The sequence below is a fragment of the Sporosarcina sp. NCCP-2716 genome, from assembly GCF_023707985.1.
GTDB lineage: Bacteria > Bacillota > Bacilli > Bacillales_A > Planococcaceae > Sporosarcina.
Genome location: NZ_BRCF01000005.1, coordinates 170,048 through 188,888, shown reverse-complemented (window position 1 = coordinate 188,888; position 18,841 = coordinate 170,048). Strand labels below are relative to the sequence as shown.

The following is an 18,841-nucleotide window of genomic DNA, read 5'->3' as shown; positions in this document are numbered from 1 at the left end:
TTAAAACATTCAATAGGGTTTATCCGAAAGTAATGGAAGAGCCGAATCATTTTTCCGCAAAACAAAAACACCGGGAGTTACTCCGGTGTTCGGATGTGCGACAAATAGCGCCAGCGGATGAGGTAGAAGTACGAAATCTGCAGGATCGCAAACCCGCCGAGGACGAGGGCGAGCTCTTTTGCGATCGAGATTTCGGCAAGTGCGTCCCAGATGACCTGGAGGGCGAGGAAGGCGAACGCGCTGTGGACGAACGCCACCCCCCACGGGATGAAGAACTGGGGCAGCAGCTGACGGTTGATGATCTTTTTCAGTTCCTTGCGGGTGATCCCCATCCGGCGCAGCACAGCGAACTGCCGGCGGTCGCGGTCGAGCGTCGTGTACAGCCGGAAGTAGACGAAACTGCCGGCAGCGAGGAACAGCACCGCAGCGAGCAGCAGCCCCATGAACAGCAGCAGTGAGAACGTCGTCCGGATGACCGAGTAATTGAGGCCCGGGTTGCCGAATGAGAACAGCGTGCCGGTCTCCCCGCTCAGCAGGATCGATTTCAGTTCATCCTCATGGAGCGCACGGCCGACGTCTTTCGTCTCCTGCCAGTCCCTTATATTGAAGGCATAATAGCGGAACTGTGTCGCAGAATTGCCGTCCGGACCGCTGAGGATCCGCTCGAAGTCAGCGTCGGTGACGATGATCGCGTTCGAGCCGATGGCGTTCGGCGGGAACAGCTGATGCGGATAGGCGCCAGAAATGTCGACGGTCAGTCCGCTCATCTCGAGTTTCGTCCGGACGTTCCGGTCATTCAGCTGGCGGAACGACGAGTCGGTCGGCGGCAGGAACATCGCGGTTCCGTCTGCAAGCTCGATCGGCGGATAGCCGAACGTGTAGCCGAGCGCATTCATGCTCGACACGCGGACGATCGAGACGTTCTTGTCGGTGAAAGACGATTTCTGCCGCAGCACGCGGAACGGCACGACGTTGTAGTCGATGTCTTTGTCGTTCAGCTCGTCTGTCAGCTGGCGGACGTGGATCTGTTCGAGCACGTTGCCGGGATAGCTTTTGTAGACGAGGCCGAGCGGGTTGAGCTCGCGGTACTGGTTCGCGAACGACGTTAAAGACGCGAGCAGCCCGACGGACATGAAGGCAAGCGTCGACACCATCGTGACGATGAAGAACATCCGGGCGTTCTCCTTCAGCCGGACGACGCCTTCCGACAGCGACAATAGCCAGAACGGGCGCCAGTACAGCCGCTTCCGCGAGCGGAACAGCTGGATGACGTACGGCAGCGAATCGCTGAAGAAGAAATACGTGCCCGTCACTGCGGCTGCCGGCAGCACGAAGATGATGCGGACGACATACGGATTCGTCGCGTACACCGCCATCGTATACGTCAGGACGAGCAGCGCCATGCCTGCGAACGCCCGCCACGGCGTCGTCGAATACGCTTGCTGCTCGGCGCTTTCGCCCTGCAGCAGGTCGTACACTTCCCCCGCTCGGATGAACAGCGGGGCGACGAGCGAAATGATGATGAACACACTTGCGAAACTGCCGATCGTCAGCGCGAACGGCTTCCACGTGAAATAGAGCGGCAGGTCGGGCAGCTGGATGAGCTCTTCGACGATCATCAGAAAGAACTTCGAGAACACTGTGCCGAGGAATGTCCCCGCCACGATCGCGACGCCGCCGATGAGCATTGTCTCAAGGAAGATGAGCCGCTGCAGCTGGCTGCGCGCCATCCCGAGCAGCAGCAGGATGCCGAATTCCTTCGAGCGCGCCTGCAGGAACGCCCGCATCGAGTAGAACAGGAAGAACAGCGTGAACACGAACAGGATGAATTCCGCGACCATCATGCCCGTCGACGCGATCTCCTGCACGAACCCTTCTTCCATCGCCGGGTGGAACAGCAGCATCGAGTACAGGAAGAACACCATGACCGAGAACGCACTGGCCATGAAGAACGCGGCATAGATGCGCCGGTTGCGGACAACGTTACGGTAGGCGAACTGACGAAAGGTCATTGACGTTCCCCCCGAGCAGCGACAGCACGTTCAAAATCTGCTGGAAGAACGTCCGGCGCTGCTCATCTTTGTACAATTCGTTGAAGAACTCCCCGTCTTTGATGAACAGCACGCGGTCGCAGTAGCTCGCAGCGAGCGGGTCGTGCGTCACCATGATGATCGTCGTGCCGGCTGTCCTGTTCACTTTCGACAGCAGCTCGAGCACGTCGCGCGCCGACTTCGAATCGAGGTTCCCTGTCGGTTCATCCGCCAGTATCAGTTCCGGCTGATGGATGAGCGCCCGCCCGATCGCTGTCCGCTGTGCCTGCCCGCCCGACAGTTCATCCGGCCGGCGCGACAAAATGTCGTTGAGCGACAGCTTGTCCGCGAGGTCCGCGATGCGCCGCTTCATGTCCGCGACGGGCACCCGGTCGAGCGTCAGCGGCAGGACAAGATTCTCTTCGACCGTGAGCATCTGCAGCAGATTGATGGTCTGGAAGACGAAGCCGAGGTTGCGCCGCCTGAACAGCGCGAGGTCGTTCTGATTCAGCGTCTCCGGTTCGATGCCGTTCACGGCGAGCCGGCCGTACGTCGGCAGGTCGATCGTCGAAATCAGGTTCAACAGCGTCGTCTTGCCGCTGCCGGAAGGCCCCATGATCGCGACGAACTCCCCCGCTTCCGCTTCAAAATCGAGCCGGTTCAGCGCCCGGTGCATCACTTTGCCTTCATAGATCTTCGTCACTTCAGTCAGTTCGACGATTTTACGCGCCATAGGTCTCCACCGCCTCTCCATTCAAAAACAGGACGGAAACCGCCGTCCCTTCGCCCGCTTCCGACTCGATCGTCAGCGGATGGCCGAGCCGGCCGCACACTTCCGAGGCGATATAGAGCCCCATGCCGGTCGATTCGCCCGTCTTGCGCCCGTTTTCCCCCGTGAAGAACGCACGCGTCACCCGTTTAAGATCGGTCTCCGGGATGCCGATCCCTTCGTCGCGCACCGTCAGCCGGATGCCCTGTTCGATCTGCACGGCTGAGATGGTCACTTTCCTGCCCTTCTCGAACGTATACTTCACTGCATTCGTCAGGAACTGCCCGAGGATAATCTTCATCCATTTCGGATCCGTCGCCACGACGAAATGCTCATCGATGTCGGTCTGCGGGAACACACTGTTGGCGATGAACAGCCGCTTATGCTCCGACACGGCGCTGCGCACGAGTTCCGCGAGCTGGACGCGCTCGATCCGCATGTCGTCTTCGAACGTCTCGAGACGCGCATTGACGAGCACCGCATCGAGCCCGTCCTGCAGCCGGTCGAGCTCCTCCCGGAAACTTTTCCGATCGAGCTCCTCTTCCTGCAAAAGCAGGCCGAGCACAGAGATCGGGGTTTTCATCTGATGCACCCATTGGTTGATGAAGTGCAATTGCCGGTGCTGTGCGGTATCCAGTTTCTGGACGTCGCTATGGTACAGCCTGTAAAGTTTCCGCATGTATTCGGCCGTAAGCCGGTGCTCCGGCGTCTGCGGCCGTCCGATCAGTGCATCCTCCATGCGGCCGGGCTCCGTTTCGAGCACGTCGTAGAACGACCGCCGGGTGATGAACTTCGCAATCAGGTAGCCGATTGTCAGCAGCAGCCCCATGAGGATCGCATACACCGCCGTGCTCCAGTCGCGCGCGCCGTCTAGCCAGAACAGCAGGACGAGGAACAGCAGCAGGCCCAGCTGGAACAGCAGGAATGCGACGTGTTCGCGAGCGAACAGTTTGTACTTGTTCATGCTTCTTCCGGCGCCAGCATGAACCGGTAGCCGGCGCCCCGCACTGTATCGATCGTCGAGAGGATATGGAAATCGGCGAGTTTCTTCCGCACCCGCGCGATGTTGACGTTCAGTGTGTTTTCATCGACAAACGACTGGTCGTCCCACAATTCCTCGAGCAGCGTTTCGCGCGAGACGACTTTCGGCGCCGCCTCCATGAGCAGTTCGAGGATGATACATTCCTTCTTCTGCAGCGGCACGACCGTCTCGCCCGCCTGCAGTTCCATCCGCTCGGCGAACAGCGTGAGCGTCCCCGCTTTGACGATGCGTTCGCCCTGAGCCGGTGCATACTCACCGAACGAGCGGCGCAGATGGCTGCGGATCTTCGCGAGCACGACATCGTAATGGAACGGTTTCGTAATGAAGTCATCCCCGCCGTTCTCGAGCGCGAACACCTGGTCCATGTCCCCCGACCGCGCCGAGATGAACAGGATCGGGCACGTCGTCTGCGTACGCAGCTGGCGGCACCAGTAATAGCCGTCGTATGTCGGCAGGTTGATGTCGAGCAGGATCAGATGCGGATCGAACGCCAGGCATTCATCCGAAATCCGGTCGAAATCCTCCGCTACGGCGACGTCATACTGGTACTTCCGCAGCGTATCCGCAAGCAGTCCGGAGATTTTGCGGTCGTCCTCCACAATGAAAATACGATGTTGTTCCATAAGTATCCGTGCCTCCTTCACAAGTACTTCCAGTATACCGCAACTGGCAGGCCGGCGTCTTTTCCGGCAATGGAAAAACAGGCGCTGTTCCGGTGATTTAACCGGCGCAGCACCTGTTGCGGAATTAATAAATGAGATTGACGAATTCTTCCTGCGTGATGCCGCCGAGCAGTTTCGGGATGTCGAGCGTGCTCACCGCAGCTGTGATCGACTCGCGGTCGTACTGGCAGCCGGCAAGGCGCTCCTCGAGTTCAGACACGTCGCCGATGCCGAAGAAATCGCCGAAGATGTGCACTTCGTGGATCGTCCCTTTTTCGACCTGCAGCCGGACATCGATGCTGCCGACCGGGAACCGGTGCGAATGCTGCACGTTGCACTTCGGCGACCGGCCGTAGTTCCAGTCCCAGTTGCCGTAGCGCTCCTCGGACAGCTTGCGGATGTTCGCCCAGTCCTCATCCGTCAGCTCTTTGTATTCAATATTCTCTTCCCCGCCGAAGATCGACTTCAGTATCTCCAGGCGGAACTGTTCGATCGTCATGTCCTGCTCCATATAATCCGAAATGTTAGCCACCCGGCTGCGGATCGACTTGATGCCCTTCGACTCGATCTTGTCCTTCTTCACGCGGAGCGCATTGACGACTTCCTCGATCTCCGTGTCGAACATGAGCGTCCCGTGGCTGAACATCCGGCCGTTCGTCGCGAACTGCGCATTGCCCGACACTTTCTTCCCATCGACGAGCAGATCGTTCCGGCCGAGCAGCTCCGCCTTCACGCCCATCTTGCCGAGCGCTTCTACGACCGGTTCCGTGAACTTCTTGAAGTTGCGGAACGACTGCCCGTCATCTTTCGTGATGAAACTGAAATTCAGATTGCCTGTGTCATGATACACAGCCCCGCCGCCCGACAGCCTCCGGACGACATGGATGCCGTTCGAATCGACATACTCCGTATCGATCTCTTCGATCGTGTTCTGGTTCTTGCCGATGATGATCGACGGCTCGTTGATATAGAACAGCAAGTAGGAGTCTTCATCGACATCCATATTCTTCAGTATATATTCCTCGATCGCCAGGTTGATGCGCGGATCAGTTATTCCTTTATTGTCTACAAATTGCATCGTCTTCTCTCCTCTGTACGTCATGATTACTGCCATTCTACCATATCCGGCGGCGGATCACCCTGTTCCCGTATCGCCATCCATAGCTGAAAGGACGGCCTTTTATTGACAATATAAAAAATTTTTAAATAATTCCGCTATATCAGTTGCAATTCTCCTACTGTTATAATACACTATGAATAACAAGTCGAAGTCCTAGTACAAAGGTATAAGGACGACTATTTTTTTGCCGGCCCTGTTGCATAACAAACGCCTACGGAAGAAGCAGTACTATTACAAATCGAATGGAGCGGATTTCTATGATCGAAAACGTTGTCGAGTTTTTTAAGAACCTTCCTCCGAAGCAATGTGCCACGTGCGGTGAACAATTCGAAGAGCAGCACGAGTGCTACCAGGCAACCTGTCCGACCTGCTCGGAATGATCAACACAACTTATCTTCACGACACCAAAGCTGACCGGACCATCCGGCCAGCTTTTTTTGACATTCTTTTCAGGTACCCTCTTTCTTTTTAGGTACCTGTGCGTCACACAACTTAGATACAATTCAGAATCGTTTCTTCTTGCCGATCAACTTCCCCATTCGGCCGATACCGCTCCCCATCTGGCCGATATGCCTCCCACATGCGCCAACCCCCTCTGCCCCACGACGAAAACCGCCCCTGCCGGATATGGCAGAGGCGGTTCCCGAAAAAATTATTCGGTTGGTGGAGCACCTGTCAGTCGGGCAGCCACCCGCTCAGCGGCGGCTTTTCCCTGGTCGACGCAGTCCGGCAGACCGACGCCTTCATAGGAGGCGCCCGCCAGCTCGATGTTCGGGAATGCGGCGCGCATCTCTTCTTTCGCTTCCGCAATCAGCTTCTTATGGCCGACCCGGTATTGCGGCCGGTCCTCTTTCCAGCGGGTCACGACCGAGAATTCAGGCTCCCCGCGGATCTCGAAGATCTTACGCAAGTCGCCGAGTACAATCTGTTCGATCTCCGCATCCGGCAAGTCGACGATCGCTTCTTCACCGATACGGCCGACGAACGCCCGCAGCAGCACTTTGCCGTCCGGTGTCGTCGTCGGCCATTTCCGGTTCACCCACGTACACGCCGTGATCGAATAATCGCCGCTGCGTGAGACGAGGAAACCGGTTCCTTCCTTGTCCTGGACGACAGCTTCCTTAGGGAAGGCAAGCGTGATCGTCGCGACGGAGGACGTCCGGATCTGCCCAAGCTGCTGAAGGATGCCGTGCGGCTCGAACAAACGCCGGGCCATTTCGTGTCCAGTCGTCAGGATGACGGCATCCGCCTCGATGACCGTCCCTTCGTTCAGCGTGACGTACGTCGTGCCGTCCTGCTCATTGATGCTCTCCAGGCGGACGCCTTTGATGAATTCCACGTCGGGCAGCTGCACTTCAAGTGCTTCCACCATCGTCTCGAGTCCGTTGCGGAACGTATGGAACGCACCTTCCTTCTTCGCCGCGTGCCCTTTGGTCGGCAGCTGTTCCGGCTTCGGCCGTGTCTTCTTCATGCCGAGGATCAGGCTGCGGTGTTTCGCTTCGACGTCGACAAACTGAGGAAACGTCGATTCCATGCTCATCTGATCGATATCGCCTGCATAGACACCGGACAGCAGCGGCTCAATCAGGTTGTTGACGACTTCATTGCCGAACCGTCTTCGGAAAAACTTCCCGAGCGACTGGTCGCCCTGGATTTCGGAACGCGGCAAAAAGAAATCGCCCGCCGCCCGCAGTTTCCCTGTCAGCGAAAACAGATTGCTCTTCAGGAACGGACCGATTTCGGTCGGCACGCCCATGATCGAACCGCCCGGAATCGGGTGGAGCTCATCGTTCAAGAGGACGAACGACTGCCCGGTCGCATTCTTCACCAGCTGATCGGCGATGCCGAGTTCCTCCGCCAGACGGTCCATGCTTTTTTTACGGATCAAGAAAGAATCTGGACCGCGCTCGATTATATAGCCGTTACGCCGGACGGTCTGGATCTTGCCGCCGAGACGGGGCGCCGCCTCCACGAGGGTGATGTCGATGGGCAGCTGCTGCTTCCGGATCTGCTGCTGCAAATAGAACGCAGCGGACAGGCCGGTGATCCCGCCCCCTGCAATAACGACTTTTTTACGCTGTTCGTCCATTCCTTTCACACGTCCTTTTCAAAAACTTACTCGTTCACTTTGTCCAAGACGGCATCGGCAACTGCGCCGATGAACAATGGATCGGTATTCGGCATCGGCGGACGGCGGTAGGAAGCCCCGAGTTCGTCGCAGACGACTTTGCACTCATAATCGTTGTCATAGAGTACTTCCAGGTGATCGGAGACGAAACCGACCGGCGTGTAGACGAATGAGCGGTACCCGTCATTCTCATACAACTCGCGCGTCAGGTCCTGGACGTCCGGTCCGAGCCACGGCTCGCCCGTCTGGCCTTCACTCTGCCAGCCGACTGCATAGTTTTGAACGTCTGCCGCCTCGGCGATCAGTTTTGCCGTTTCCTCTAGCTGATCCGGATACGGGTCGCCCGCTTCGCGGATCTTCTGCGGAAGGGAGTGTGCGGAGACGACGAGCACTGCTTTCTCCCGCTCTCCGCTGTCCATGCTGTCGAACGCCTCGCGGATCTTCTCTTCCCAGTATTTCAGGAACTTCGGCTGTTTGTACCAGCTCTCGACCGAGCGGATCGTGATGCCGTATTTCGCAGCCTCTTCTTCCGCCCGCGTGTTGTAGGACTTGACCGAGAACGTGGAATAGTGAGGAGCGAGAACGACAGTGACCGCTTCCGTGATGCCGTCCTTGTTCATCTGCTCGACCGCTTCTTCGATGAACGGCGTAATATGCTTCAGGCCGACATACAGCTTGAATTCGATGTCATCCTGCGCGCTGTTCAGTGCGTCGCAAAGCGCCTGCGCCTGGCCATCGGTAATATGGGCAAGGGGCGAAATACCGCCGATTGCTTCATATCGGTTTTTCAGATCTTCCAGCTGTTCCGGGGCTGGCTTGCGCCCCCGGCGGATGTGTGTGTAATACGGTTCGATGTCTTCTTCCTTGTATGGCGTTCCGTACGCCATGACAAGCAGTCCCATTGTACGTTTTCCCATCATGAATTCACCTCAATATTAGTTTTTCTTACCTCGCAGCTCCGCACTGTATGTGTGGATGAATTCCGTCAGCTTCTTCAGCTTCGCAGGCTCGATCTCCGGGAAGACCCCGTGGCCCAAGTTGAAGATATGGCTGCCGTGCGCGACGCCCTGTTCGATGATCACTTTTGCGCGTTCCTCGATGACGTGCCAGTCGGCGAGCAGCATCGTCGGATCGAGGTTCCCCTGCAGCGGCTTCGTCAGCCCGCGCTTTCCGGCTTCCTCGATCGACAACCGCCAGTCGAGTCCTACGACGTCGACAGGCAGGTCGTGCCATTCGTTCGCGAGGTGGCTTGCCCCGACGCCGAACGTGATGAGCGGCACATTCAATGCACGCAGCTCCGTGAAGATCCGTTCCATGACCGGCTTGATGAAGATCCGGTAGTCCTGCACGTTCAGCGCCCCGACCCATGAGTCGAAGATCTGGATCGCGCTCGCGCCGGCCTTCACTTGCGCACCGACATACTCGATCATCGTATCCGCCAATTTATCCATGAGCAGGAACCAGGCTTCCGGTTCCGACACCATCATCGCCTTCGTCCGCGCATAGTTTTTCGAAGGACCGCCTTCGATCATGTAGCTTGCGAGTGTGAACGGTGCGCCGGCGAAGCCGATGAGCGGCACGTTGAGCTGTTCCTTCGTCAGGATCTTGATCGTCTCGAGCACGAACGGAATGTCATCTTCCGGGTGCATCGTCGTCAGTTTTTCGATGTCCGCGACGGAGCGGATCGGATTTGCGATGACAGGACCGACGCCCGCCTTGATGGCCACGTCGACACCCATCCCGGGAAGCGGCGTCACGATGTCCTTGTACAGGATGGCCGCGTCCACGCCGTACTGATCGACCGGAAGTTTCGTGACATAGGCACATAACTCCGGCTGATGCGTAATTTCCTCCAATGAGTACTTTTCCTTTATCGCACGGTATTCCGGCTGCGACCTCCCAGCCTGCCGCATGTACCAGACAGGCGTGTGGTCAATCTGCTCTCCGCGCGCAGCACGAAGAAGTGTATCGTTGAAAGTTGTCATGAACAGTCTCCCCCAATTTTCTATTTACCGGACGGTGTTCCGCTGTTTTGCACAGCATATCGTTTTCAATATAGACTGATTCGGTCGGGATGTATAGGGATACACATTCGATGTCATAAATTTGTGCTACATTTCGCCGCTGTTTGGACACGTCTTGTTTTGCAGGCAGGATTTCGGGAATTAATGAGAGAAGAGTATATCGACTAAACTAGAACAGATCAGCCAAGGGAGGCAATTTCGATGACAAACATCTACACGACCCGTGGAACCGCGGATTTCATGGAGCAGGTGAAAAAGAAATATCCGGATGAGGGGATGATCCTCATGCATGGCAGCGGCACTTCGCTACTGATTCACGAGACGGAAGGCAAGTCGGTGTTTCAGACGCCGCACCGCTACGAAGTGATCGCAGAACTCGGACAGCTGCAGGACCAGGGCTTTTTCGCAATGAACAACGTGCCCGTGTCCGACGAAGGCAAGCCGGTGTTCGAAGACCAGTTCAAGAAGAACTACAGCAAAATGGCGGATGCGCAAGGGTTCGTCGCCTACCGTCTGCTCCGGCCGATCGGTTCGGACACGTACGTCATCCTGACCGAATGGACAGACGCCCGCTCATTCGATACGGCGCAACATACGGATGCGTTCAAAGAGGCATACGACACATCCCAGGCGGACGCGCTCGCCGGACCGGCCATCCATATGTTCACGAGTGCGCCCTACTTATCGCTCTACAGTTCGTTCCAGGATAAAGATGCGTGAAAGGTGCACGTCGGAAAGCATGACCGTTTTGAAGGAAAGAGGCTGCGCGCCTCTTTTTTTAATTGCCGGATTTCAAATTACCGGATAATTGCGAGTTAAAAAACAGACTGCTATACTTGGACGTACACTTTTGAGAAAAGGGGATGTCCTGATGAACGAACAACTCTATGCGCTGCTCGACGGCTCTTTCGACGATATGGTGGCGATCCGCCGGTACTTGCACCAGCACCCGGAAGTTTCATTCCATGAGACGGAAACTGCCAAGTACATACAGAAATTCTATGAAGAACTCGGCGTCGATTTCCGCAGCGGAGTCGGCGGAAATGGCGTTGTCGCCCGCATCGAAGGCAAACGGCCCGGCAAGACAGTCGCTCTCCGGGCTGATTTCGACGCCCTGCCGATCCAGGACCAGAAAGACGTCCCATACAAGTCGACAGTGCCCGGAGTGATGCATGCGTGCGGTCACGACGGCCATACTGCCGCACTGCTGCAGCTCGCCAAGGCGTTCCATGAGATGAAAGATGATCTCGCCGGCACGTATATCTTCATCCACCAGCACGCGGAGGAATATGCGCCGGGCGGAGCCATCTCGATGATCGAAGACGGCTGCCTGGACGGCGTCGATGTCATCTTCGGCACGCACTTGTGGTCGCTGATGGAGGCGAATACGGTCCAATATGTCAGCGGCCCGATCATGGCGGCGGCAGACCGGATCGAGATCACCGTGCAGGGAGCTGGCGGACACGGGGCATCCCCTCATCAGACGAAAGATGCCATCGTCATCGCTTCCCAATTCGTCACGAATCTCCAGCAGCTCGTGTCGCGCCGTGTCGACCCGCTCGAATCCGCGGTCGTCACGATCGGTTCGTTCATGTCGGATAATGCTTTTAATATCATTGCGGATAAAGCGGAACTGCTCGGAACGGTCCGGACTTTCTCCCCGGCCATCCGGGATCTGATGGAGATGGAGATCCAGCGCATCGCAGACGGCACTGCCCTGATGCACGACGCAGTAATCGACGTGACATACACGCGCGGCTATCCTGCGGTCGTCAATCACGAGAAGGAGACGGAATTCCTGCGGGACATTGCACAAGAAGTGCCCGGTGTGAAAGCCGTCATTGAAACCGTACCGCAAATGGGCGGTGAGGACTTCGCGTATTACTTGGAAAAGGTGCCCGGCACGTTCTTCTTCACAGGCGCACAGCCGGAAAAAGCGTATCCGCACCACCATCCGATGTTCGACTTCGATGAGTCGGCCATGCTGACAGCCGCCAAAACGCTCGGCGCTGCAGCCCTGCGCAGCCAGGAGTGAGTTCCGCACCCTTTTCGACAGTTCACTGATACAGATCATATTTTAAAATGGCTGCACCGCTGTCCCGATCTGCCGAATATTCCGGCAGATTGGGACAGTTTTCTCGTTTTTTCAGACTATTCCATCCTTTGTATTGCTTTCCCATATGCTTCCGATATAATGAGTAATAAGAACCTTATTGTCAGGAGGAAGTTAGATGCATACAGACCAGCCATACGGGAATTATCTGATCAATTCGGACACATTCGTTTTACAGCCGATCCGGGAGGATTTCAAGGTGACGACCCGAGTCATCGAACGGAATGCAGAGTTCTCCCTGCCTAAAAAGCCGCTGCAGATTGTCCGGAAAACGTGTGAAGTGTACGGCTCTTCATTGAAAACCCGTACTGTCATCGCCCGCCGTTCGCTCGGCAACCGCCACAAAACACCGATCGTCGTCGCCCACGCTTTCGACACCCCGTACATTTTCCTGCCGACGATGTCACCGTCCTCAGACGACAACATCTGGATTTCCTACCATGCGATCCTCGACTTCCAAGACGAATCCACCGGCTGCTCCGTTCTGCTCGAAAACGGCCGCAAACTGAAAGTCAGTGTCTCCACTTCGACGATGTGGCGGCAGTTCGCGTTCGGCGCCCTGCTTGCACGGGACTTCGAGAAGAAGCAGTTCATGCTGCACCGGCCGCGCCTGTTCGTCGCACAGGAAGGCAATTTCAAATATCCGGTTGCCGAAGATAGCGAGTGAGCAGCTCTTCCGTCCTGTTGCGGAGCCGGACATTCAAATAACGCCTCCGGTCCTCTGTGCTGTCGTGGAGGAACGTGTATTCCGTAAAGATGTCATCCATCTTCCCCCTGACGACCGACATGCGGTGCATCTTCAGATACGCGGCGGTATTTCCGAGATCCCTGTGCACTTTTTGCGCCGCCCCTTCGACAATCGCCAAATACGGCTTCTTCAGCTTGAAATTCCCCTGCTCGATCGTCAGCCGGTCCCGTTCGAGAACGGTCAGCAGCATCGGCAGATAAATCATCTTCTCCAAATTAGCGATTTCTTCCTTCTGCAGCGCCGGCATTTTGCCATCCCTCCCCAAACAGAACACTTGTTCTTATCGTTATCCTCAGTGTACGTCATCCGATCCGTGAATGCAACAAAAAACCAGTGCAGCAGAGCGGTTTCCTGTCCGCTCTGCTGCACTGGCCTGCGTGCTGCCGTTATTCTGCGTTTTCGAGATCGCCGATATAATGGACCGACTTCACTTTCCAACTGCCGTCTTCATGGACCATGACGGTCACCTGGCGGCCGGTGCTGACATCCCCTGCACCGCTCTCCTTGTCCTTCACAGCCGTTTCCATCGTCGAGAACACTTGCGCTTCCTTGTCGGTATAGGCGACGATCGTCACGTCATCCGGCGTGCGGGTCAATGTGCGCGTGGCAAGCAGTTCCTCCGTCGCCTGGCGCTCCTCCTCCAGATTGTATCCTTCGGAAGAGAGTGTGCCGAGATATGCCTTGACGTCCCCCGCATTCAGCGTATCGATATAGTCGCTGAACGCCTTCCTGATCGCTTCTTTATGTTCGGCCGGGACGCCGGCTGCTTCTTCGATCTTCCCATCTGTCAGGCTGAAGCCGATACCATCATCCGCCTTCCCCTCATCTTTCACACCGTGGTCCACAGAGCCGAATTCGTTCGTCTGCTCCCCGTCGTCGACCGACCCCTGGCCGTCGTCTTTGCTGCTGTCACCGCCGCTGCACGCGCCGAGCATGAGCACGAGCGCTGCTGTACCGATGACTCCTGCTGTTTTTTTCATCTGTTCCATCCCTTTCCATAGCAAAAGGACCATCCGTTCGGAGGCCCTTTTGGAAAATGCACTGTTACTTCACTTCCACCCAGCCGTTTTTAATGGCCGTCACGACTGCTTGCGTGCGGTCGTTCACGTTCATCTTCTGCAGGATGCTCGAGACGTGGTTTTTGACCGTCTTCTCGGAGATGAAGAGCGTTTCCCCGATTGCCCGGTTGCTCTGTCCGTCCGTCAGCAGCTGCAGCACTTCGCATTCCCGCTTCGTCAGCAGGTGGAGCGGGCGGCGGATTTCATGCTGATGGAACGAGCCCTTATGCTCCCGTTCGCTCAGTCTGCGGTATTCTGTCACGAGGTTATGTGTCACTTTCGGATGCAGGTATGATCCGCCAGCCGCCACCACTTTGATGGCCTGGACGATCGCATCGGCATCCATCTCTTTCAGCATATAGCCGAGGGCGCCTGTTTTCAGTGCCTGGGAAACGTACGACTCATCGTCGTGGATCGACAGGACGATGACTTTCGCGTCCGGATACTTCGACGTCAATTGCTCGGTCGCTTCGATGCCGTTCATGCGCGGCATGTTGATGTCCATCAGGACGACATCCGGGCGGTGCTCTTCATACAGTGCGAACACTTCGCTGCCGTCATCCCCTTCTGCAACGATTTCAAACGAATCTTCGAACGCGAGAATGCGCTTGACGCCTTCCCGGAATAATTGATGGTCATCTACTATCAAGATTTTTGTCATGTTCGTTCCCTCCACAGACTCTATTTTCAGTGAGATTCCGGACTGAACGGGATTTTGAAGAAGACGCTCGTCCCTTTTCCGACTTCCGAAGTGATTTTCAATTCGCCTTTCAAAAGGTCGATGCGTTCCTTCATCCCGATGATCCCGAATGATTTTTCTTTTACTTCATCTTGGTCGAAACCGTTGCCATTATCCCGTACGAGTGCGTTCATGGAATCACGGAGCCACTCGACCTTCACCCAGATGTCACGGCTGTGACCGTGTTTGATGGCGTTCGTGACGGATTCCTGGACCAGCCTGAATACGGCGACTTCAAAACTCGACTCGAAGCGGCTGGCCTCCCCGATACTCTGGAAGTGGATGCGGACGTCGGGTTCATATTCCATCAGTGTGGACAAATACTTTTTCAATGTCGGGACGACGCCGAGGTCGTCGATCGCCATGGGCCGCAGATCGTATATAATGCGGCGCACCTCATATAATGAGCTGCGGACCATCTCTTTCAGGTCCCGGAATTCCGCAAGTGCCTGTTCCGGCCCCTTCTGTTCGTACACTTTCTCGACCAGCCCTGAGCGGATCAGCACATTTGCCATCATCTGGGCAGGCCCGTCATGTATTTCCCGGGAAACGCGTTTCCGTTCTTCCTCTTGCGCCTGGATGATGCGGATTGCGAAGTCCTCTTTGTGGCGTGCTGTCTCGAGTGCCTGACCGACGCCCTTCAGATCGGATGTCAGGTAGTTGATAACCGTAGACACCTGATTCACGAGCTGGTCGGCACGTTCGATCGTATTCAGCAGCTCAGACAGCCTGCGGTCGAGATCATCGCGTGTTGTGCGCAGCTGTTTCTCTTCCATACGGTTCACGGAAAGGCGGACAAGAAGGTCATTTGCTACTTCGTACGCTTTGCGGACTTCCTGCTCTGAGTAGTTTACAAAATTCTTGGAGACATCAGCAAGTCTCCTGCGTGAGTGGCGTGTCATCTCTTCCAGATGATCCCCCTCGGTTATTACCCGGGAAATATCCTCTTTCACGAGAATCAGTTCGCGCTGCATGGATTCGTAACTCCGCCGGCTCTGCTCGCTGATCATGAAAATGTCATTTTTTGACTGATCCATCACATTCACCATGCTGCCGAAAATGCCTTCAAGCTTCTGAATATCGATTGCCGGCTTGTTCATCGTATCCACTCCCACCCATGCGTTGTACTGAAACCGAACCGGCTCGCCTGTTGCGATTCAGTTGCGTTCACTATACACTTTATTTAGTATAGCATCTTAATGCCCATTACATATTAAAATTGTATTACAGATTGAGGAGGATGGGGAAATGAGATCCGACTATCGGACAGTCAAACAACAGGGTGAAGACGAAATCATTATCAATAAATCGCGGTTCATCGCCTCGGTCAAGCGGACGGAGACAGAAGCGGAAGCTCTGGAATTCATCCAGCAGATCAAACAAGTGCATGCTTCTGCTACGCATAATTGCTCGGCTTATCTCGTCGGCGAGCACGATCAGATCCAGAAAGCGAACGATGACGGGGAGCCTTCCGGGACTGCGGGCGTGCCGATGCTCGAAGTCCTGAAAAAACAGGGACTAAAAGACACCACTGTTGTCGTCACCCGTTACTTTGGGGGCATCAAACTCGGCGGCGGCGGACTGATCCGTGCATATGGACGTTCAGCATCCGCAGGGGTTGCAGCTGCCGGCACAGTCGAACGGCGGCTGCACAGCACGATGCACGTCACCGTCGACTACACTGCACTCGGCAAAGTGGAAAACGAAGTCCGGCAGTCCGCTTGGCCCCTCGACGGGATCGAGTATGGGGAGCAGGTCACGTTGTCGGTTTCCGTCCCCGTGCCGGAAGTCGGCGAATTCACACGCTGGGCCGCTGATCTGACAAACGGGCAGGCGGACGTTGTCGAAGGCGTGCAGAAATTCTTGGAGTTTTCTGTCTGAAAACGGTGTACGGGCTTTCCGAAAGGATGTATAATGGAAGTTCATAACGAATTCCGCATATCCCACGTCCATTCGACAGCACGATCGCTTATGTCTGTGCCGGCATCCCCGGCAGCGGGGCATGCATCGGCAAAACAGAGTAACGGAGGCCATCACATACATGAAACGAAACGAATACAGGAAATCGAAGCGCAAATCGTCCAAAACGAGACTTGTGCTGAAGATCGGTTTGGCGATGACCGTCGCTGCATTGTTTGCAGTCGGCATCTACGGCGTCACCCTCCACAAGAAGGCTGAGCTCGCCGCCGACCGCGCCTACGAGGCCATCCCGGACCGGACCCCTCGCAAAACTGATAATGAGACGCATATCCAGCCGGCGAAGGACAATGTCTCCGTGCTGCTCATCGGGGTGGATGACAGCGACGACAGACAGCAGGGTGACAGCAACAGCCGGGCCGATGCCCTGCTCGTCGCGACGCTGAACCCGAAGCTGAAGACCGTCAAGCTGCTCAGCATCCCGCGCGATTCCTACGTCTATATCCCGGAAGTCGACTATAAGGACAAGATTACGCATGCGAATGCCTATGGCGGAACGAAAGCGACCGTCGAGACCGTCGAAGAGATGCTCGATATACCGATCGATTACTACTTGAAGACAAACTTCAACGCATTCATCGATGTCGTCGATGCGCTCGGCGGCGTGGAAGTCGAGGTGCCGTATGAACGGATCGAAAAAGATGAAACGGACGCCGGCACGATCCATCTGATGCCAGGCCTGCAGACGCTGGACGGCCGATATGCCCTGGCACTGGCAAGAACCCGCAAACTGGACAACGACATCGAACGTGGCAAGCGCCAGCAGATGATCATCCAGGCGATGATGGAAAAAGCGAAATCACCGGCCGCCATCACGAAATTCGGCGATGTGATCGACGCGCTCGGCAACAATATCAAGACCAACATGCAGTACAACGAAATGCTGTCGTTCCTCGAATACGCGAAAGGCGGCATGCCCGCTGTCGATACGCTCACAATCGAAGGCGATGATGACTGGTCGACAGGCGTCTACTATTGGAAACTGAACGAAGAGGACCTGCAGCAGAAGCGCCTCATCCTCCAGTCCCATCTCGGCCTCATCTCCCCTCTCGTCCCGGATGACGATCGATCGGTCTCTGGACTTGAAGAGCCGGCGGACAGCGAGCCGGATGACGGCAGCACGGACGACACCGAATATTGAACATGCAGCATGCCCGGCCGGCAGACGGCCCGGGCATGTTTTTTCATTCATCAAGGAAAACGGCATTTAAAAAAGGCTGTTCCGGAAAGTTTCTCCGGGACAGCCTTCGTATTATTTTCCGATCATGCGGACCAGATTGAGGATCGGGCGGTAGTTGGTACCGGCCAGACCGATGATTTCGACAAACAGTTCAATTGCGAGCAGGATGACGCCGAGCAGCAGGATCGCTCCCCAGACGGTCGCCTGAGAAAACAGCACAGCTGCGATTCCGAACAGGATTGCGATGCTGTAGATGACAAGCACTGTCTGGCGGTGGGAGAACCCGGCGCGCAGCAGGCAGTGGTGCAAATGCGATTTGTCCGGTGCCGTGATCGACTGTTTCATGCGGATCCGGCGGACGATTGCAAAGAATGTATCGGAAATCGGAACACCAAGCATAATAATCGGGATGACCAGTGAGACGACTGCGACATTCTTGAAGCCGAGCAGCGCCAGCACGGAGATCATGAAGCCGAGGAACAGCGATCCCGTATCCCCCATGAAGATCTTGGCGGGATGGAAGTTGAAGATCAGGAATCCGAGCGAGCTCGCCGCAAGGATGGCTGCCGTCGCGAGGACGAATGGATCCTGCATGATGAGTGCCATGACGGAGATCGAGATGAGTGCGATGGTCGATACTCCCGCAGCCAGTCCGTCCAGCCCGTCGATCAGGTTGATGGCATTCGTGATGCCGACGATCCATAATATAGTGATCGGGATACTTAAATATCCGAATTCGATTTGTCCGATGAATGGCAGGTTGAGCACTTCGATCTGAAGTCCGCCGACTGTGATGACGACGATCGCCGCCACAAGCTGGCCGAGTGCTTTCGCTTTCGCCGTGATTTCAAGCATATCATCGAAGAAGCCGACTGCAATGATGATGACCGCGCCGATCAGGATGCCGGCAGCGTGTTCATCCTTCGGTAGCAGCAGGGCATATCCGATAAGGAACGCACCGAAGATCGCGAGGCCTCCGATACGCGGCATGACAGCAGCGTGTACTTTACGATAGTTGGGACGGTCGACAGCGCCGATCCGGAATGCGAATTTTATAACAAGCGGAGTTAGTATGATGGCGCCGATGAATGCAGCTGCCATTGCCAGGAATAACATGTCCTTCCTCCCTGTGTTTCTCATTTTTAGTTTCAGCCATCCGTATTATAACACGGCGGCAGGCAGAAAGCACTCTGCGAATCAATTTTTCTACGGATTCACAGAGCGGTTACTTTCTCATTACCCGTAAAACAT

19 protein-coding genes are annotated in these 18,841 nt (G+C 55.9%); 6 read left to right on the top strand and 13 right to left on the bottom strand.

Annotated features, from left to right (window positions below):
• Positions 1 to 77: 77 nt before the first annotated feature.
• The 5 genes from NFU03_RS09420 to lplA form a co-directional block, all read right to left on the bottom strand.
• Complete coding sequence (locus NFU03_RS09420) at positions 78 to 2,012, bottom strand: FtsX-like permease family protein (protein WP_251638161.1); 1,935 nt, start codon at positions 2,010 to 2,012, stop codon at positions 78 to 80.
• The gene (locus NFU03_RS09415; protein WP_251638159.1) at positions 1,984 to 2,763 is read right to left on the bottom strand and encodes an ABC transporter ATP-binding protein; all 780 of its coding nucleotides are present in this window, start codon (positions 2,761 to 2,763) and stop codon (positions 1,984 to 1,986) included. The genes NFU03_RS09420 and NFU03_RS09415 overlap by 29 nt, the downstream gene beginning before the upstream one ends.
• A complete protein-coding gene (locus NFU03_RS09410) occupies positions 2,753 to 3,763 on the bottom strand; it encodes a sensor histidine kinase (RefSeq protein ID WP_251638157.1) in 1,011 nt (336 codons plus the stop codon). The genes NFU03_RS09415 and NFU03_RS09410 overlap by 11 nt, the downstream gene beginning before the upstream one ends.
• Positions 3,760 to 4,464 carry a response regulator transcription factor gene (locus NFU03_RS09405; protein ID WP_251638156.1) on the bottom strand — a complete coding sequence of 235 codons (705 nt, stop codon included), beginning with the start codon at positions 4,462 to 4,464 and terminating at the stop codon, positions 3,760 to 3,762. Before NFU03_RS09405 ends, NFU03_RS09410 begins: the two co-directional genes overlap by 4 nt.
• 124 nt (positions 4,465 to 4,588) lie before the next feature.
• Positions 4,589 to 5,581, bottom strand: a complete 993-nt coding sequence (gene lplA, locus NFU03_RS09400) for a lipoate--protein ligase (RefSeq protein WP_251638155.1) — start codon at positions 5,579 to 5,581, stop codon at positions 4,589 to 4,591.
• A 299-nt stretch (positions 5,582 to 5,880) separates the two neighbouring features.
• Here lplA and yhfH point away from each other — a divergent pair, with 299 nt between their 5' ends.
• Positions 5,881 to 6,003 carry a protein YhfH gene (gene yhfH, locus NFU03_RS09395; protein ID WP_251638154.1) on the top strand — a complete coding sequence of 41 codons (123 nt, stop codon included), beginning with the start codon at positions 5,881 to 5,883 and terminating at the stop codon, positions 6,001 to 6,003.
• Between the two features lie 272 nt (positions 6,004 to 6,275).
• Here yhfH and hemY read toward each other — a convergent pair whose 3' ends face one another.
• From hemY to hemE, 3 genes are read right to left on the bottom strand one after another with little or no spacing between them, the layout of a single operon-like run.
• The gene (hemY, locus tag NFU03_RS09390; protein WP_251638153.1) at positions 6,276 to 7,712 is read right to left on the bottom strand and encodes a protoporphyrinogen oxidase; all 1,437 of its coding nucleotides are present in this window, start codon (positions 7,710 to 7,712) and stop codon (positions 6,276 to 6,278) included.
• Positions 7,713 to 7,738: 26 nt separating this feature from the next.
• Positions 7,739 to 8,668, bottom strand: coding sequence for a ferrochelatase (gene hemH, locus NFU03_RS09385; RefSeq protein WP_251638152.1), 930 nt, complete (start codon positions 8,666 to 8,668; stop codon positions 7,739 to 7,741).
• Between the two features lie 18 nt (positions 8,669 to 8,686).
• Positions 8,687 to 9,736 carry a uroporphyrinogen decarboxylase gene (hemE, locus tag NFU03_RS09380; protein WP_251638151.1) on the bottom strand — a complete coding sequence of 350 codons (1,050 nt, stop codon included), beginning with the start codon at positions 9,734 to 9,736 and terminating at the stop codon, positions 8,687 to 8,689.
• A 240-nt stretch (positions 9,737 to 9,976) separates the two neighbouring features.
• Between hemE and NFU03_RS09375 the strand changes: the two genes are divergently transcribed.
• The 3 genes from NFU03_RS09375 to NFU03_RS09365 all read left to right on the top strand — a co-directional run bounded on the left by NFU03_RS09375 (position 9,977) and on the right by NFU03_RS09365 (position 12,555).
• Complete coding sequence (locus tag NFU03_RS09375; RefSeq protein ID WP_251638150.1) at positions 9,977 to 10,495, top strand: antibiotic biosynthesis monooxygenase family protein; 519 nt, start codon at positions 9,977 to 9,979, stop codon at positions 10,493 to 10,495.
• Between the two features lie 151 nt (positions 10,496 to 10,646).
• On the top strand, positions 10,647 to 11,810 hold the full coding sequence (locus tag NFU03_RS09370; protein ID WP_251638149.1) for a M20 metallopeptidase family protein: 1,164 nt from the start codon (positions 10,647 to 10,649) through the stop codon (positions 11,808 to 11,810).
• A gap of 196 nt (positions 11,811 to 12,006) precedes the next feature.
• A complete protein-coding gene (locus NFU03_RS09365) occupies positions 12,007 to 12,555 on the top strand; it encodes a competence protein ComK (protein ID WP_251638147.1) in 549 nt (182 codons plus the stop codon).
• Here the strand turns inward: NFU03_RS09365 and NFU03_RS09360 are convergent.
• From NFU03_RS09360 to NFU03_RS09345, 4 genes are all read right to left on the bottom strand, one after another.
• Entirely contained in the window at positions 12,524 to 12,883 is a 360-nt protein-coding gene (locus NFU03_RS09360; protein ID WP_251638145.1) for a YhjD family protein, read from the bottom strand. The two genes, NFU03_RS09365 and NFU03_RS09360, sit on opposite strands and share 32 nt — an antisense overlap.
• A gap of 139 nt (positions 12,884 to 13,022) precedes the next feature.
• Entirely contained in the window at positions 13,023 to 13,616 is a 594-nt protein-coding gene (locus NFU03_RS09355; RefSeq protein ID WP_251638143.1) for a nuclear transport factor 2 family protein, read from the bottom strand.
• A gap of 64 nt (positions 13,617 to 13,680) precedes the next feature.
• Positions 13,681 to 14,355 (bottom strand): response regulator, encoded by a 675-nt coding sequence (locus NFU03_RS09350; protein ID WP_251638141.1) that lies wholly within the window; start codon positions 14,353 to 14,355, stop codon positions 13,681 to 13,683.
• Between the two features lie 26 nt (positions 14,356 to 14,381).
• The gene (locus tag NFU03_RS09345) at positions 14,382 to 15,533 is read right to left on the bottom strand and encodes a sensor histidine kinase (protein WP_251638139.1); all 1,152 of its coding nucleotides are present in this window, start codon (positions 15,531 to 15,533) and stop codon (positions 14,382 to 14,384) included.
• A 148-nt stretch (positions 15,534 to 15,681) separates the two neighbouring features.
• Between NFU03_RS09345 and NFU03_RS09340 the strand changes: the two genes are divergently transcribed.
• Entirely contained in the window at positions 15,682 to 16,314 is a 633-nt protein-coding gene (locus tag NFU03_RS09340) for a YigZ family protein (protein ID WP_251638138.1), read from the top strand.
• Between the two features lie 160 nt (positions 16,315 to 16,474).
• Entirely contained in the window at positions 16,475 to 17,551 is a 1,077-nt protein-coding gene (locus tag NFU03_RS09335; RefSeq protein ID WP_251638136.1) for an LCP family protein, read from the top strand.
• Positions 17,552 to 17,662: 111 nt separating this feature from the next.
• Here NFU03_RS09335 and NFU03_RS09330 read toward each other — a convergent pair whose 3' ends face one another.
• Complete coding sequence (locus tag NFU03_RS09330; RefSeq protein WP_251638134.1) at positions 17,663 to 18,706, bottom strand: glycosyltransferase family 4 protein; 1,044 nt, start codon at positions 18,704 to 18,706, stop codon at positions 17,663 to 17,665.
• Between the last annotated feature and the right edge of the window lie 135 nt (positions 18,707 to 18,841).